This is a genomic window from Streptomyces sp. LZ34, assembly GCF_053890475.1.
Genome location: NZ_CM132680.1, coordinates 2473903 through 2491241, shown reverse-complemented (window position 1 = coordinate 2491241; position 17339 = coordinate 2473903). Strand labels below are relative to the sequence as shown.

General features: G+C 74.6%; 2 protein-coding genes. Both read left to right on the top strand.

What is annotated here, in order from left to right; genetic code table 11:
* The first annotated feature begins 45 nt into the window (after nucleotides 1-45).
* Complete coding sequence (locus ACWY4P_RS08955) at nucleotides 46-12384, top strand: amino acid adenylation domain-containing protein (protein WP_456209776.1); 12339 nt, start codon at nucleotides 46-48, stop codon at nucleotides 12382-12384.
* Nucleotides 12377-17302: a beta-ketoacyl synthase N-terminal-like domain-containing protein gene (locus ACWY4P_RS08950; protein ID WP_456209774.1), complete on the top strand. Its 4926-nt coding sequence runs from the start codon at nucleotides 12377-12379 to the stop codon at nucleotides 17300-17302. The genes ACWY4P_RS08955 and ACWY4P_RS08950 overlap by 8 nt, the downstream gene beginning before the upstream one ends.
* The last annotated feature ends 37 nt before the right edge of the window (nucleotides 17303-17339 follow it).

Here is a 17339-nt window from a genome sequence, read left to right as displayed (position 1 = left end):
AGGCACCCGCACCCCGGCGCGCAGGAAGAGGAAGCAGGAACAGCCATGGTTTCTCGTCCGACCCATCCCCTGTCCCCGTCCCAGTCCGGCATCTGGTACGCGCAGCACCTGGATCCGACCAGTCCCGCCTACAACTGCCTGCAATACCTCGACATCCAGGGAGCGGTGGACACCGCCCTGCTCATCGACGCGGTCACACGCGTGGTCATGGAGGCCGACGGACTGCACGTCCGCTTCGACGGCCGGTCGGACCCGCCGGGGCAGATCCTGCTGGAACCCACCGCCCCGCATATCGCCGTGCACGACTTCACCACCGAGCCGGACCCCATGGCCGCGGCGCACACATGGCTGCAGCGGTTCCTGCGCCTCCCCTTCGACCTGGAGGCGGGCCACGTCAGCGACTTCGCGATCCTCGAAGTCGCCCCCGGGCGCACCTTATGGGCCCAGCGCTACCACCACATGGTCACCGACGGATACGCCTTCAACCTCATCGCGCACCGGGTCGCCGAGGTCTACCGCGCGCTGCGGACGGGCGGGCCGGTCCCCCCGGCGCGGTTCCAGACCCTCGGCGAGGCCCTGGACGAGGCGGCCCGCTACCGCGGCACCGCGGAGTACGCGGCCAGCAGGGCCTACTGGCTCGACCGCTTCGCCGACCGCCCGGATCCCCTCGACCTGACCGAGGGGAGCGGCACGGCACTGGCAGCGCACGCGGTGCGGCGGGTGGCCTTCACCCTGCCCGCCGACCGGCACCGGGCCCTGCGCGCGGCGGCGCGGGAGGCGGGCACCAACTTCCCCCGGGCGCTGATCGCCACCGTCGCCGCGTACAGCGCCCGGATGACCGGCCGTGAGGACATCGTGGTGGGCCTGGCCAGCCGCAGCCGCGCGACGCCCACCGCCGAGCGGTTCCCCGGGCTGATGTCCGACGCCCTTCCGCTGCGGCTGCGGGTCACCGCCGCCACCACCTGGGCCGGGCTGCTCGCCGACACCCACGAGGCCGTCGCACAGGCGGTGGCGCACCACCGCTACCGCAGCGACGACCTGCGCCGGGAGCTCGGCTGGCCCGAGCGCAGACGTATCGCCGGACCGCTGGTCAACCTGGTGCCGCCGCTGGGCACGATCGACCTCGGCGGCGCGTCGGGGACCCTGCACAACCTCTCCATCATGCCGACCGAAGACCTCACCCTGTGCTGCTTCCAGCACACCGGCAGCGAGGATCTGCGGCTCACCCTGGACGTGCACCCCGACCGGTGCGACGACGCCGCCCTCGCCGACCACCACGAGCGGTTGGCCACCCTGCTGGACGGGCTCGGGCCCGACACCGTCCACCGCCCCGTGGCGAGAGCTGCGTACACCGGCCCCCACGAGCGCGGCCGGCTCCTCGACGCATGGAATAAGGCTGCTCAGCCCCTGCCCGAGGCGTCCCTGGGCGAGCTGCTGAGGCAGCAGGCCGCCCGCACCCCGGACGCGGTGGCCGTGGCCGGCGGCGATACGGAGCTGAGCTATCGGGAGCTCGACGCGCGGTCCGACCGGCTCGCCGGGCTGCTGCGCGAGCGGGGCCTGCGCGCCGGTTCCACCGCCCTGGTGTTCATGGAGCGGTCCGTCGAGCTGCTGGTCGCCCTGCTGGCCGTCCTGAAGACCGGCGCGGCCTATGTGCCGTTGGACGAGCGGCAGCCCGCCACCCGTCTGCGCGCACTGATCTCCGAGACCGACGGCGACCTGCTGCTGGTCGACGGCGCCACGCGCGAGCTGCCCGTGGTGCGCGAGCAGGCCGGTGCCGGTCTGCCCGTCGCCGACGTGGCCGAGCTCGCCCTGACCGCGCCGCCTGTGCCGCCGACACGGGACGAACCGGTGTCCCCGGACGCGCCGGCCTGTGTGATGTACACCTCCGGCTCGACCGGTGTGCCCTCCGGCGTCCAGCTCACCCACCGCAACATCGTCGCCCTCGCCTACGATCGCTGCTGGTCGGGCGGTGCGCACCAGCGGGTCCTGTGGCACTCGCCGCACGCCTTCGACGCCGTGCTGTACGAGCTGTGGGTCCCCCTGCTGTCCGGCGGGCAGATCTGCGTGGCGCCGCCGGGGGCGCTGCTCCCGGCCACGCTGCGCGGGGCGATCGCGCGCCACGGCGTGACCGCGGCGTGGCTGACCGCAGGGCTCTTCGCCGCCCTGGCCGAGGAGGAGCCCGACTGTCTGCGCGGCCTGCGCGAGGTGTGGACCGGCGGCGACGTGGTGTCCGGGGCGGCCGTGGCCCGGGTGTTCGACACCTGCCCGGGCATCGTCGTCGTCAACGGCTACGGCCCCACCGAGACCACGACGTTCGCCACCCGCCACCGCATGACCCGGGCACCGCGAGGCCCGGTCCCCATCGGCCGGGCGATGGACAACACCACTCTGTACGTGCTCGACGCGGACGGGTGCCCTGTGCCCCAGGGCGCTCCGGGCGAGCTGTGGGTGGGCGGCGCGCATGTCTCGGCCGGCTACGTCAACCGCCCCGAAGCCACCCGCGAGCGCTTCCGCGCCAACCCCTTCCACCCCGGCCGCATGTACCGCACCGGCGACCTGGTGCGCCTGGCCCCCGACTCCACCCTCGTCTTCCTCGGCCGCGCCGACGACCAGGTGAAGATCCGCGGCTTCCGGGTCGAGCCCCACGACATCGAACTGAGCCTGGAACGCCACCCGGACGTGGCGCGGGCCGTCGTCGTGCCCCAGCCCGCCCCGGGAGGCGGAAAGCGCCTGGTGGCCTACCTGGTGCCCACGGCCGGGCAGGACACGGCGGAGGAGGACGCAGCCGAGCAGGACGCAGCCGAGCAGGACACGGCCCCGCCGGACGGCGCCGGGGACGCGCACGAGTTCGAGCGCGTCCGCGAGTGGCAGGACGTGTACGAGGACATGTACCGCGAGGGAGACCAGACCCCGCTCGGCGAGGACTTCGGCGGCTGGATGGACAGCTACCGCGGCACGCCCATCCCACGGCACGAGATGCGGGAGTGGCGCGACCGCACCGTCGACCGCGTCCTCGCGCTGCGCCCGCGCCGCGTCCTGGAGATCGGGGTCGGCAGCGGGCTGCTCCTCGCCCGCCTGGCCCCGCATTGCGCGGAGTACTGGGCCACCGACTTCTCCGAGCGCGCCGTCTCCCGGCTGGCGGCGAAGGTGCGCGAGGACGAGCGGCTCACGGGCCGGGTGCGGCTGCTGCGGCGCGAGGCCCGGGACCTGTCGGGCATCCCGCTGGAACACTTCGACTGTGTCGTCGTGAACTCGGTGGTGCAGTACCTGCCGAGCGCCGCCTACCTGTCCGCGGCGCTGCGCGGCGCGCTGGACGCCCTGACGCCCGGCGGCCACCTCTTCGTCGGAGACGTACGGCCCAAGCGGCTGCTGCGGGAGTTCCGCACCGGAGTCGAACTGCGGCGCGCGGCGGCCGAGGGCGGCGACCTCTCCGACCTCGCCGATCCCTCCGACCTCGCCGATCCCTCCGACCTCGCCGATCTTTCTGATCCTTCCGATCTCGCCGGGCTGAAGCGCGTGGTGGAGCGGGCGGTCCTGCACGAGAAGGAACTCCTCGTGGAGCCGGAGTTCTTCACCGAACACCTGGGCGCGCTGCCCGAGGTCGCCGGTGTCGATGTGCGGATCAAGCGCGGCCGTGCGCACAACGAACTCACCCAGTTCCGCTACGAGGCCGTGCTGCGCAAGGTGTCCGCCGACGCCGAGCCCTATTCGTGCGCCGACGCCACGGTGGCGCGCTGGGGCCACGACGTCGCCGATCTGGCCGATGTGGGCCGCTGTCTGCGCGACAAGCAGCCGTCCGCGCTGCGGCTCACGGGGGTGCCCAACGCCCGGGTGCTCCCGCTGCTGCGGGCCGAGCACGAGGTGTGCGCGGGCACCGGTGTCGCCGCGGCCCGCGACGCCCTCGACGGCGGTGTCTTCGACGGCGGTGTCCGGGATGACGGGTGCCCCGACCCCGAGGACTTCGCCGCGCTCGGCCGGGGCCTTGGCCTGCGTACCGTGCTCACCTGGGCGGAGACGGCCGCGGACGGCAGTCTCGACGTGCTGTTCCTGGACCCCGCGGCGCTGCCCGCGAGCGCCGGGCCGAAGGCGCCGGACTTCGTCTCCGACGTCTACCCCAGGCGCCGTACGCTCATGGCGGACGCCCCGGCGGAGGCGTTCACCAACCAGCCGATCCGGCCGGAGCCGTACCCGGAACTGGCCGCGGCCATCGAGGCGTACGCACAGCAACAGCTGCCCGACTACATGACGCCGTCCGCGTATGTCGTGCTCGACCACCTGCCGCTGTCCGTCAACGGCAAGGTGAACCGCGCCGAGCTGCCGCCGGTGGCGGACCCGGCCGGGGCCCCGCCGGAGCCCGGCGACGAGACAGCCGCGGCGCGGGCGGGCGCGTCGGACACCGAGGTCACCGCCACCGCCACCGCCACCGAGCGGGAACTCGCCGCCATCTGGTCGGAGCTGCTGCGGACCGAGGTCGATCCGGCCGCACGCCCCGACTTCTTCGCGCTGGGCGGACACTCCCTCCTCGCCACCCGCCTCGTCTCGCGGGTCTCGGCGCGGCTCGGCGTGGACATCTCCCTGCGCACCGTCTTCGAGAACCCGCGCCTGACATCCCTGGCCCAGGAGCTCGACGCGCGCCGCGCCCCCGTTGAGGTGTCGGAAGACGTGTCCGAGGAGGCGTCCGAGGATTCGGGGGACGGCTTCCCCGTGTCCGGCTTCCAGGAGCGGATCTGGCTGGACGAGCGGCTGCGCGGCACCGGCTCGTTGTACAACGTGCCGCTGGCCTGGCGCGTCCGGGGCGGGCTGGACCCGGCCGCCCTGCGCACCGCGCTCGGCCAGGTCGTGGCCCGCCACGAGGCGTTGCGCACCCGCTTCGTCGAACGGGGGCCCGACGGCAGGCCGCAGCAGGTCGTGGGCGAGCCGTGGGTCCCGGAGGTGGCGCACCGCGCCGCCGAGGGCGCCACCGGCGAAAGCCGCTTGGCCGACGCCCGCGCGGCACTGGACGCCCTCGCGCAGGAGCCCTTCGACATCGCCTCGGGACGGCTGCTGCGCGTCATGCTGGTGGACCTGGAGGAGGACGGCCGGGACCAGCTGCTGATGTGCTGTCTGCACCACCTGGTGTGGGACATCGGCTCCGAACCGGTCTTCCTGCGGGATCTGGAACGGGCCTACGCCGAGTGCGTGGGGCAGGCCGTCCAGGCGGCCCCGCGTCAGGAGTACCCGGCCACCCCGCACCAGCAGCGCATGGCCTTCGTCGAACACTTCGAGCGGGGCACGGTGTACGAGGACGCCCCCGTCTACCACAACGTGTCCCAGCTGCTCGCCCTGGACGCCACCCCCGGCGAAGCCGAGCTGCGCCGGGCGGTCGCGGCGGTCCTGGACCGCCACCCGGCGCTGCGCACCACGGTGGAACTCTCCAGCGGGACCTGCGTCCAGCGCGTCCACGAGCGTGTGCCCGTCGAGTGCGCCACCCTGACGGACACCGCCCCCGACGGGGTCGCCGCCTGGCTGCGCCGTCCCTTCCACCTCGCCGAGGGACCGCTGTTCCGGGTCGCGGTCGCGCCGCAGGGCCCGGACAAGGCTGAGGGGTGCGCCCTCGTGCTCGTCGCGCATCTCGCCGTGGCCGACCGCGCCTCGCTGCGGACCGTCGGCCAGGAGATCGCGACCCTGCTCGCCGGCGGCCAACTTCCGCCCGCCCCCGACTCGTTCATCCAGTGGTGGCAGGCGCGGGACACCGAGGCCGAAGAGCGCCAGACGGCCCGCCTCGCCGAACTGCTCGACGGCGGGAGCGGAGCCCTGCGGCTGCCCGAGGACCGGGCCAGGGCCGCCGTCCACATCTACGAGGAACACTCCCTGCCGGTCGACCTCCCGGACGACACGGGCATCGCCGAGTTCGCGCGGAGCGAGGGCGTCAGCACCGAGGCCGCGCTGCTCGCGGCGTACACCACCCTGCTCATGTGGTACTCGGGGCAGACCGATCTCACCGTGGGCGTGACGAACCCGCGCCGTGACACCACCACGGCCCACGTGGTGGGTCCGGTCGACGACTTCCTGCCGCTGCGGCTGCGCGGCGCCCACGAGCAGTCCTTCGCGTCCTGGGCGCGGGCGTGCGAGGCGGGCCTGAGGGAGGTGCGCGCCTGCGGGCTGGCCCCGTTCGACGACGTGGCGCGGCGTGTCGCCCCGCCCAAGGACATGAGCCGGACCGCCCTCTTCGACGTGGTGTTCGACTTCGAGCACGACACGCCCGAAGGCCAACCGCCCACCCCCGTCGCGGGCCTGGGCAAGTGTGACCTGCTCCTGACGCTGCGACACACGGGCGCCGCCGAGGACGGCCGGGGGGTCGGCGTCGGCGGGCGGCTGGTGTTCAACGGCCTGTACTACGACCCGGCCCGGATGCGGCTCTTCGCGGAGCACTGGCAACGACTGCTGCGCGACGCGGCCACCCGGCCCGACATGCCCCTCGGCGCCTTCGAACCGCTCACGGAGGCCGAGCGCCACCGCCAGATCGAGGAGTGGAACGACACGGCCGCCGACTACCCGCACACCACGCTCGCCCGCCTGGTGAGCGAGCGGGCCGCGCGCCACCCGGACCGGGTGGCCCTGGCCAGGGGCGAGGGCACGCTCACCTACCGGCAGCTCGTCGAGCGCGCCGGGCGCCTGGCCCGGGTCCTCGCCGACCACGGCGTACGGCCGGGCGACACCGTCGGACTGCGCGTCGAACGGGGGCCCGCGCAGGTCGAGGCGGTCCTGGCGGTGTTGCTGGCCGGGGCGGCGTACGTACCGGTCGACCCGGCCGCCCCGGCGGACCGCGCGGCCTTCATCCTCACGGACAGCGCGGCGACCCTGCTGCTCACGGACTCGGTACGGACTGCTGATCCCGGCTTCGGGGGCCGGACCGTACGCCTCGACGAGATCGACCTCGCCACCGCACCCCCGGACCAAGAGGCCCTGCCCGAGCCCGCCCCGGACGACCTCGCCTACGTCATCTACACCTCGGGCACCACCGGCCGCCCGAAGGGGGTGCGGGTCACCCACCGCAATGTGGTGCGGCTGCTGGTCAACGACCGGTCGCCGTTCCGCTTCGGCCCCGACGACGTGTGGGTCCTCGCCCACTCGTACGCCTTCGACTTCTCCGTCTGGGAGATCTTCGGCTGCCTGGTACACGGGGGACGGCTCGTGGTGCCGGACGGCGGCGAGCTGCGTGACCCGCGGCGCGTGGCGGAGCTGGTACGCCGCCACCGGGTGACGGTCCTCAACCAGACCCCGGGGATGTTCGCGCAGCTCGTCCGGGTCACGGACACCGAGGAGCGGCGCATGGCGAGCCTGCGGTACGTCATCCTCGGCGGGGCCAGATTCGCCCCGGCCACCCTCGGCGACTGGCCGGCCGGACACCCCGGCACCGAGGTGGTCAACATGTACGGGATCACCGAGACCACCGTGCATGTCACCGCCCGGACCATCACCGCCGAGGACATCGCGGCCGACCGCAGCCCGATCGGCACGCCCATCCCGACCACCGCCGTCCGCCTCCTCGACCCGTACCCCTCCGCGGGACGGCACCGGCTGCTGCCGGTCGGCGCGGTGGGGGAGATCTGTGTCGGTGGCGAGGGGGTGGCGGCCGGGTATGTGGGGCGGCCGGAGCTGGAGCGCGAGCGGTTCGTGCCCGACCCGTACGGTTCCGGCCGCCTCTACCGCAGCGGTGACCTGGGCCGCTATCTGCCCGACGGCACGCTGGAGTACCTGGGGCGGATGGACGACCAACTGGAGGTGCGCGGCTACCGCATCGAGCCCGCCGAGGTCGAGACCTGCCTGACCGGGCACCCCGACGTCGCGCAGGCCGTGGTCACCGTGGACGATGCGGACGCCGACCGCCTGGTGGCCCACGTCTGGTGCCCGACGAACGTGCCGAGCGCGGGAGAGATTCGCGCCCGGCTCGCCGAGCGGCTGCCCGAGTACATGGTGCCCTCGGTCTTCAAGGTGGCGGACCGCATCCCCCTCTCGGCCAACGGGAAGGTGGACCTCGCCGAGCTGGCCGCCCGGAGCACCGTGCTCACGGACGGGGCGGGCAGCGCTCCGCGCACCGAGACGGCCCGGGCCCTCGCCCCGCTGTGGGACGACCTGCTGCCCGTCCCGGAGATCTTCGCCGACACCTCCTTCTTCGAGGCGGGCGGACACTCCCTGCTGGCCGCCACCCTGCTGTCCCAGGTGTCGACGCGCTTCGGCGTCGACCTGCCGGTGCGCACGGTGTTCGAGAACCCGCGGCTGGGGGACCTGGCGGACCGGATCGACGAGGCGCTCGCGGCGCACGGACACCGCCCGCCCGGCCCCGTCTCCGACGAAGGACCGGACACGGCGGACGCGGCGGACGGAGTGCTCGTGCCCGCGTCGGACTTCCAGCGCCGTATCGCCCTGGACGAGCAGCTCTCCTCCGGCCCCGATCGCTATGCGATGCCCCTGGTGTGGCGGGTGCGCGGCGGACGTCTGGACCCCGGGCGGCTGCGCCGGTCCCTGGACTCCGTGGTGGCCCGCCACGAGGCGCTGCGCACCGGGTTCGTGGAGCGCGGCGGCCGGCTGTGGCAGCGGATCGGCGAACCCTGGTCGCCGCCCCTGGAAGAGGTGGACCTGTCGGACGTCGACCCGGCCGAGCAGGACGCGCGGTGGCGGGAATGGGTCCGCGAGATCGCCGGGGCGCCCTTCGACCCGGCGTCCGGCCGACTGCTGCGGCCCGCCCTGATCGACCTGGGCGACCACGGCCAGCTGTTCGTGCTGTGCCTGCACCACCTCGTGTGCGACGGCCCGTCCCTGGTGCCCCTCGTCGAGGACATGAACGCGGCGTACGAGGGCGCGGGACTGGGCGATGACGCGGTGCAGTATCGGGAGTTTGTGCGGGTGCAGGGTGAGTTGGTGGGTTCGGTGGTGGGTCGTGCGGGGGTGGAGCGGTGGTGTGGGCGGCTTGCGGGGGCGCCGGCGTATGTGTCGTGGCCGGAGCCTGGGGTGGTGGGGCCGTCGGGTGTGGTGGAGGTTCCGTTGGGGGTGGGGGTGCTGGAGCGGTTGCGTGGGGTGTCGGAGCGGGAGAGTGTGTCGTGGTTCATGGCGGTGGCGGCGGGGTTCGCGGGGGCGTTGCATCGGTGGAGTGGTGAGCGGGATGTGACGTTCGGGTGTCCGGTGGCGAACCGTGGGGGTGAGCGTTTTGGTTCGGTGGTGGGGCCGTGCACGAACACGGTGGTGATCCGGTCGGTGGTGGATGCGGAGACCACGGTGGTGTCGCTGCTCCGCGGGATGCGGGAGCGGGTGCTGGAGGCGCTGGAGGACCAGCATGTGCCGTTCGACCAGGTGGTCGCCGCGCTCAATCCCGAGCGCCGCTACGGCATCACCCCCTACGCCGGCGCGGTCCTCAACCTGGCACCGGTGGACGACGGCTACCCCCTGGGCGGCACCGTGCTGACCCCGGTGATGAGCAGTCAGCTCGCCGCGGAGCAGAAGTTCCCGGTCACCGTCACCGTCTTCCGCGAGGACGGGCGGGACCGCGTGGGCCTGTCGTACCGGGGCGACCAGCTGAGCCGACGGGACGCCGAGGAGCTCGCCGGGCTGCTCCGCGAGCTGCTGACCGCCCTGGCCGAAACCGCGCACACTTCCGTACTCCGGCAGGGGGCTGCCGCCGGGGTGGTGCAGTATCGGGAGTTTGTGCGGGTGCAGGGTGAGTTGGTGGGTTCGGTGGTGGGTCGTGCGGGGGTGGAGCGGTGGTGTGGGCGGCTTGCGGGGGCGCCGGCGTATGTGTCGTGGCCGGAGCCTGGGGTGGTGGGGCCGTCGGGTGTGGTGGAGGTTCCGTTGGGGGTGGGGGTGCTGGAGCGGTTGCGTGGGGTGTCGGAGCGGGAGAGTGTGTCGTGGTTCATGGCGGTGGCGGCGGGGTTCGCGGGGGCGTTGCATCGGTGGAGTGGTGAGCGGGATGTGACGTTCGGGTGTCCGGTGGCGAACCGTGGGGGTGAGCGTTTTGGTTCGGTGGTGGGGCCGTGCACGAACACGGTGGTGATCCGGTCGGTGGTGGATGCGGAGACCACGGTGGTGTCGCTGCTCCGCGGGATGCGGGAGCGGGTGCTGGAGGCGCTGGAGGACCAGCATGTGCCGTTCGACCAGGTCGTGGCCGCGCTCAATCCCGAGCGCCGCTACGGCATCACCCCCTACGCCGACCTCGCCCTGACCCCCGTCGTCCCCGAGACCCGGGCCCCGGCCCTCGGCGGCCACCGCCTGCGGCGGTTCGCGCTGAGCGGCGAAGGCGCCGACTGGGCCGCCAAGGGCGCCGTGACGGTGTCCTTCCAGGAGCAGAACGGCACCCTGCGCGGGCTGCTGGCCTACCGCGGCGACCGCATCGGGCGCGCGGAGGCCGAGCGCCTGGCGGCCCTGACCGCCGCGGTGCTCGCCGACCTCGTGGACCGGCCCGACCGCCCGCTGACCTCGCTGCCCCGCGTCGGCGCCGACGAGCGCGCCGCGCTCGCCGCACTCGAGGAAGGGCCCGCCGCCGCGCCGCCCACGACGGTGCCGCACCTGATCGCCGCACGCGTGAGGGCCACACCGGACGCCACGGCTGTCGACACCCCCGAGGGCCCGATCGGCTACGCCGCGCTGGACGCCCGCGCCCGACGGCTCGCGGCGCGCATCGAGCGACCGGCGCGCCAAGGGGAACCGGTCGTGGCCGTGCTGCTCGACCGGGGACCCGACCTGGTCGTGGCGATGCTGGCGGCGTGGTACGCCGGTTGCGCGTACTGCCCGGTGGACCCCGGATACCCGCCCGAGCGCATCGCGTACATCCTCGACGACCTGGGCGCCCGGGTGGTCCTCACCGACCGGGGACACCAACTGCCGGATGAGATCGCCGTGTTCGACGTGGCCGAGGAGACCCGGAACACGGCAGACGGCAGCCCCCTGGGAGCCGCGCCCGAGCCGCCCGGCGCCGACGACCCGGCGTATGTCGTCTACACCTCGGGATCCACCGGCCTGCCCAAGGGCGTCGTCGTCCGCCACGGAGGGCTCGCCCAGCACGCCCTGTGGTTCGCCGACCTGCTCGCCCTGGGGCCGGCCGACCGGGTGAGCCAGATCGTCAACGTCGGCTTCGACGCCGCCGTCTCGGAGATCTGGCCGACCCTGACCGCGGGCGCGGCACTCGTCCCGCACCCCGGCACCGTGTTCCCCGGCGAGGTGTCCGGATGGCTGGACACCCACCAGGTGACCGTCGCCGTCGTGCCCGCGGCGCTCGCCGAGACCATCTGGGCGCACGGCGAGCCGCCCCGGGCGCTGCGGCGGCTGGTCTACGGCGGCGCGGCGCTCGGCTCCGCGCCACCGCCCGGCCTGCCGTACGGGCTGGTCAACTGCTACGGGCCGACCGAGGCGACCGTGACCGCGGCCAGCCACACCCTCACCCCCGGCGAGGCGGACTTCCGCCCGGGGCGCGTCGGCCGCCCGGCGGCCGGGGTCCGCGTCCACGTGGTCGACGAGTCGGGCCACCGCTGCCCCGTCGGCGTCAAGGGCGAGATCCTCATCGGCGGCAGCGGAGTGGCGCTCGGCTACTGGCGACGCCCCGAGCTGACCGCCGAACGGTTTCTTCCCGACGGCCCCGAGGGCGCGCCCGGCCCCGTCTACCGCACCGGGGACCTGGGGCGCTGGCTGCCCGACGGAACACTGGAGTTCATCGGCCGGGCGGACCGTCAGCTCAAGGTGCGCGGACACCGCATCGAGCCGGAGGAGATCGAGGCCCGGCTGGCCGCGCACCCGCTGGTCGCCCAGGCCGCCGTACGCGCCTTCGAGGCCGCGTCCGCGCAACTGGTGGCATACGCGGTGCCCGGCGCCGACGCCGACGCGGTCCCCGCGACCGCGGCCGCGAGCCAGGCGGTGCTCGCGGCGCTGCGTGAGACGCTGCCGCCCCCGCTGGTCCCGGACGCTCTGGTCTGGCTCGACACGTTGCCGCTCACCCCGCACGGCAAGGTCGACCACGCGGCCCTGCCCCGGCCCGGGCGCGCGGACCTGGTGGGCGCGGCCCCGGCCGTGGCGCCCCAGGGCGACCGGGAGCGGCGCATCGCGGCCCTGTGGCGCGAGGTGCTGGGCGTGGACACCGTCGGCGTGCACGACAACTTCTTCGACCTGGGCGGCGACTCGCTGCGCCTGGCCACCCTCCAGCGCCGACTGGAGGGAGCTTTCGGTATCGAGCTGCCCGTCCAGCGGCTCTTCGAACACGCCACGGTCCACGCCATGGCCCGGGCGATCGACGGGCCTGACGAGCGCGAACACGCGGCATCGGCGGCGGAGGACTTCCGGGAGCGGGCGCGGAAGGGCCGCCGGTCCAGACAGCGCGACCGACGCCCCAACACCGGCCGGACGGAGGAAACCGATGCATGAGGACGCCGTGGCCATCGTCGGCATGGCCTGCCGACTGCCGGGCGCCGGGGACGTCCGCGCGTTCTGGGACAACCTGGTGGCCGGCCGGGACACCGTCTCCCGCTTCACCCCGGACCAGCTCGCCGCCGCGGGTGTCGACCGACGGCTCGCGGAGCGGCCGGACTTCGTGGCCGCGCGCGGAGTGGTGGCCGGAGCCGACCACTTCGACTGGTCGTTCTTCGGCTACAGCCTCGGCGAGGCCCGTGGCATCGACCCACAGCAGCGGGTGTTCCTGGAGTGTGCCAGTACCGCCCTGGACGACGCGGCCATCGACCCGCACCGCTTCCCGGGCCCGATCGGGGTGTTCGCCGGCTGCGACGCCGTGCCCCTGGGCGCTTCGCAGGAGGAGCTCGTCAGCCAGACCCTCGGCCGCGACAAGGACTTCCTGGCGACGCGGGCCGCGTACAAACTCAGGCTCACCGGGCCCGCGCTGACGGTGCAGACGGCCTGCTCCACCTCGCTGGTCGCGGTGCACCAGGCGGTGCAGAGCCTGCTCGGATACGAGTGCGACGCCGCTCTCGCGGGGGGCGTGGGGCTCTTCTTCCCACAGGTGACGGGCTATGTGTACGAGGAGGGCGGCATCCTGTCGCCCGACGGCCACTGCCGCCCGTTCGACGCCGACGCCGCCGGCACCGTCTCCAGCTCGGGCGCGGGTGTTGTGGTGCTGCGCCGGCTGGAGGACGCGCTGCGCGACGGCGACCGGGTGGTGGCAGTCATCCGTGGCACGGCCGTCAACAACGACGGGGGAGACAAGGCCGGGTTCACCGCGCCCTCGCCCGGCGGGCAGCGCGGTGTCATCCTGGCGGCCCTCGGCCGGGCTGATGTCGACCCGGCGGACATCGGCTACGTCGAGGCACACGGCACCGCCACCCGACTGGGCGACCCGGTGGAAGTGGCCGCGCTCACCGCCGCGTTCCGCACCACCACGGACGCGGTCGGGTCCTGCCTCCTGGGCGCGGTCAAGGGCAACATCGGGCACACCGGCTCGGCCTCCGGCGTCAGCGGCCTGATCAAGACGGCGCTGATGCTGCGCCACCGGGAGCTGGTGCCGACCATGCACTTCCGGCGGCCCAACCCTCTGATGAAGCTCGAAACCACGCCGTTCACCGTCGCCGACCGCCACGGCCCCTGGCCCGAGGGCCGGCCGGCGCTCGCCGGCGTCAGTTCCTTCGGCGTCGGCGGGACCAACGCGCACGCAGTCCTGGAGGCCGCCCCGACACCGCCCGCCACCCGCGTGGGAGCGCGCGGGCCGCGTCTGCTGGCGGTGTCCGCCGCGTCCCCCGAGGCGCTGCGCACCGCCCGGAGCGAGCTGGCCCAGCGGCTGCGGGACGACCCGGCGCCGCGGCTGGACGAGGTGGCGCGCACCCTGGCCGACGGCCGGCGCCGGTACGCACACCGCGCCACCGTCGTCGCCCGCGAGGTGGCGCGGGCCGCCGAAGCGCTCGGGGAGCCCCTGCCGGACGGTCCGGCGCCACCCGAGCCGGCCGGGGTCGCCTTCCTCTACCCGGGGCAGGGCACCCTGCGCCCGGGCGGAGCCGCCGCCGGGGCGTATGCCGTGCTGCCCGCGTTCGCCGAGGCCTTCGACGAGGTACGCGCATGGGCCCGGCAGGAGGCCGATACGGACCTGTCGGCGTTGCTGAGCCCGCGGACACCGGCGGAGTGGTACCACGACCCCGTCCACCAGCAGCTCGGTCTCTTCGCCCTCGGACACGCCCTCACCCGCACCCTGGACGGCTGGGACATCAGGCCGAGCGCCGTGATGGGCAACAGCATCGGCGAGTACGCCGCCGCCCTGGCGGCCGGGGTGTGGGAACTCCCCGACGCGCTGCGCCTGGTGCACACCCGGGCGCTGGCCACCAGGGGCACCGCTCCCGGCCGGATGCTCGCCGTCGAGCTGGTACGGGACGGCGCCCGCGAGGCCGTGACACAGGCACTCGCGCGACTGCCCGAGCCCCGGCCCGCGGTGGCCGTGGACGGCCACGACCGCCTGATCCTCTCCGGCCCGCCGGAGGCGGTCCAGCGGCTCTCCGAGCGACTGGACGGCTGGCCCACCCGCCTGCTGGAGACCCGCAGGGCCTTCCACTCCCCGCAGATGGCCCCGGCCGCGGCCGCGCTGCGCGCCCGCGTGGCGCGGCTGACCGCGAAGGCCCCTCAGACACCGCTGGTGTCCAACGTCACCGGCGGCTGGGCCACCCCCGACGAGGTGGCGTCGGCCGATTACTGGGCCGCCCAGCTGACGGACACCGTGCGGCTGCGGCAGGGCCTGGACACGCTGTTGTCGGGCGGCGCCGAGCTGTTCGTCGAACTCGGGCCGGGCGCCTCCATGAGCCGGGCGGTCCGCGACCACCCCCGCCACACCGCGCGCCACCTCACGGTCCCGCTGCTCGACGGTGCGACGGACGACGCCGAGGCGCGGGTCCTGGAAGCGGTCGGCAGGCTGTGGGAGGCCGGGCTGAGCGTGGAGGTCGGGCAGTTCGCGGGCGGGTCCCGGCACCGCTGCTCCCTGCCGCCCCACCCCCTGGACTCCAGGCCCTGCGGCACCGGCACCGGCACCGGCCAGGCCACGGGCCCGGTCGTACGGGCTCCGGCCGGACCGGCGACGACCGAGCCGGCCCCGAGCCTGCCGCGCCCCGCGCACGCCACGACCGCGCGGCAGATCGCCGAAGACCTCCAGGCCCCGGCGGCCGCGGACCGGCCCACGCTGTCCGAGCGGCCCGCCCTGGTGCGCCGCCTCGACGCGTACACCGCGGCCCTGGCCACCCGGCTCGGGCTGCGGATCGGCCGCCTCGCGCCCGGCGACGCCGTGAACGCACGGGAACTGACGGACCGGCTGGCCGGCCACGGCAAACTCATCGGACCGGCCCGGCTGATGGTCCGGGCCATGACCGAACACGGCTTCCTCACCGAAGAACCGGCGGACGCGGCCCCGGACGGCCACCGCCTCCTGGTCCCCGACGACATAGAGGAGCGGCTGCGCTCCGCGCTCGACCCGGCCCGGCTCGACGAGGTGCGCGGGCTGCGCCGGATGCTCGACCACTGCGCGGACGCCTACCCCCAGGTGCTGGCCGGCGACCGCGAGCCGGTCTCCGTGCTCTACCCGGACGGCAGCGACACACTTCTGCGCGCCTGTCTGACGGACAATATGGTCGACGTCGCCGACGCGGGGCCCTGCCTGGACCAGCTGGCGGCGGCCGTGGCCACCAGCCGGGGGCCGCGCGAGGCGGACCGGCCGCTGCGCGTGCTCGAGGTCGGCGGTGGAACCGGGGAGCTCACCGGGCGGGTGCTGGAGTCCTGGCCGGCCCATCCCCAGGACCTCTACACCTTCACCGACATCAGCGCCCTGGCCCTGAGCCGGGCCCGGGAACGCGCGGCCGAGCTGGGCCGGCGACAGCTCCGGTGCGCGCGGCTCGACCTCGGCAAGGACCTCGGCGCCCAAGGGTTCGCCGCCGGTGGCTTCGACATCGTGCTCGCCTACAACGCCCTCCATGTGGTGCCCGACCTGCCCGCGGCGCTGCGCAGGCTGAGGGGGCTGTTGGCCACGGGCGGCTGGCTGGGGGCCGTCGAGGTCACGCGGGTGGCGCTGTGGACCCACTTCATGTGGGGCCTGGCGCCCGGCTGGTGGGACTTCGCGGACGACCTGCGCACCGACTCCGTCCATCTGCCCGCCGACGGCTGGCGGCGGGCGCTCGACGACGCCGGGTTCTCGGACGTCGCGGTGGTGCGGCGGCCCTCGGCGGACCACGCGGTCCTGCTGGCGTCGGTCGACGAAGCGGTGGTCGACGAAGCGGTGGCGCCCTCGGGCCCCTCCGGCGAGCCAGACCCGCACCCTCATGCCGTGCAGGATCCGCGAGTGGCGTCGGATGCCCAGGTTCCGTCCGCAGAAGCGGGATTGGCGGCCATCTGGAACCGGCTCCTGGGCACGTCCTCGGCCCGTGACGAGGACGACTTCTTCGCCCTGGGCGGCGATTCGCTCATGGCCGTACGGCTGCGCGGCCGCGTCCACGAAGACCTGGGGATCGCCGTCCCCCTGGCGGAGTTCCTGGAACAGCCGACCTTCGGCCGACTGGCCGCGCTGGCCCAGGACGCCGGGGGCACAAGGGACGACCGAGGGGAGACCGGGGACACCCGGCCCCAGCGGACCCCAGCAGCCCCCCGCGAACTGGTCCGCTTCCACGAGGGCGGCGACGGCACGCCCCTCTTCCTCGCCGCCCCCGCCGCCGGGAGCTCGCTGTGCTACCGGGAGTTCGCCCGGGCCGTCGGCGGGGACCGGCCCGTATACGGGATCGACGCCCCGGGGCTGCTGGGCGGCGCGCCCATCCCCGACCGCGTCGAGGACCTGGCCGCCCACCACATCCGCGTGCTGCGCGCGGTGCGGCCGCACGGCCCGTACGCGGTGGGCGGCTGGTCGGTGGGCGGCCTGGTGGCCCACGAGATGGCGGCGCAGCTGGAGCGGGCCGGCGAGCGGGTGGAACTGCTGCTGTTCCTGGACGGTTTCGCGCCGGACAGCGGCGGCCGACCCCTGGGCTCCGCTCCACAGCACCTGGCCGCGGGCCTGTGGCACCAGGCGCTGGTCGCACTCCAGATCGGGCCCGCGGGCCGTACGGTGCGGTCGGTGCCCGGGGCGAGCCGGGTCTTCCGGGCCTATCTACGGGCCATGCTGCGCTATCGGCCGAGGCCGGTGTCCTGCCCTACGGTGCTGTTCAAGGCCGGGCTCACCCACCGGACCGAGGCGCGGCTGCGCACCTGGCTGAGCGCGTTGCACCCCGGCGGGCTGACCGTCCTGCCCTGCTCGGGCAAGCACTGGACCATGCTGACCGAGCCCCATGCCTCGGCCCTGGCCCATCAGGTGCGCCGAGCCCTGGACGCCCCGGACCGCTGACGGCGGCCCGTCCGGGTCCGCGGTCCTCCCTCGCTGC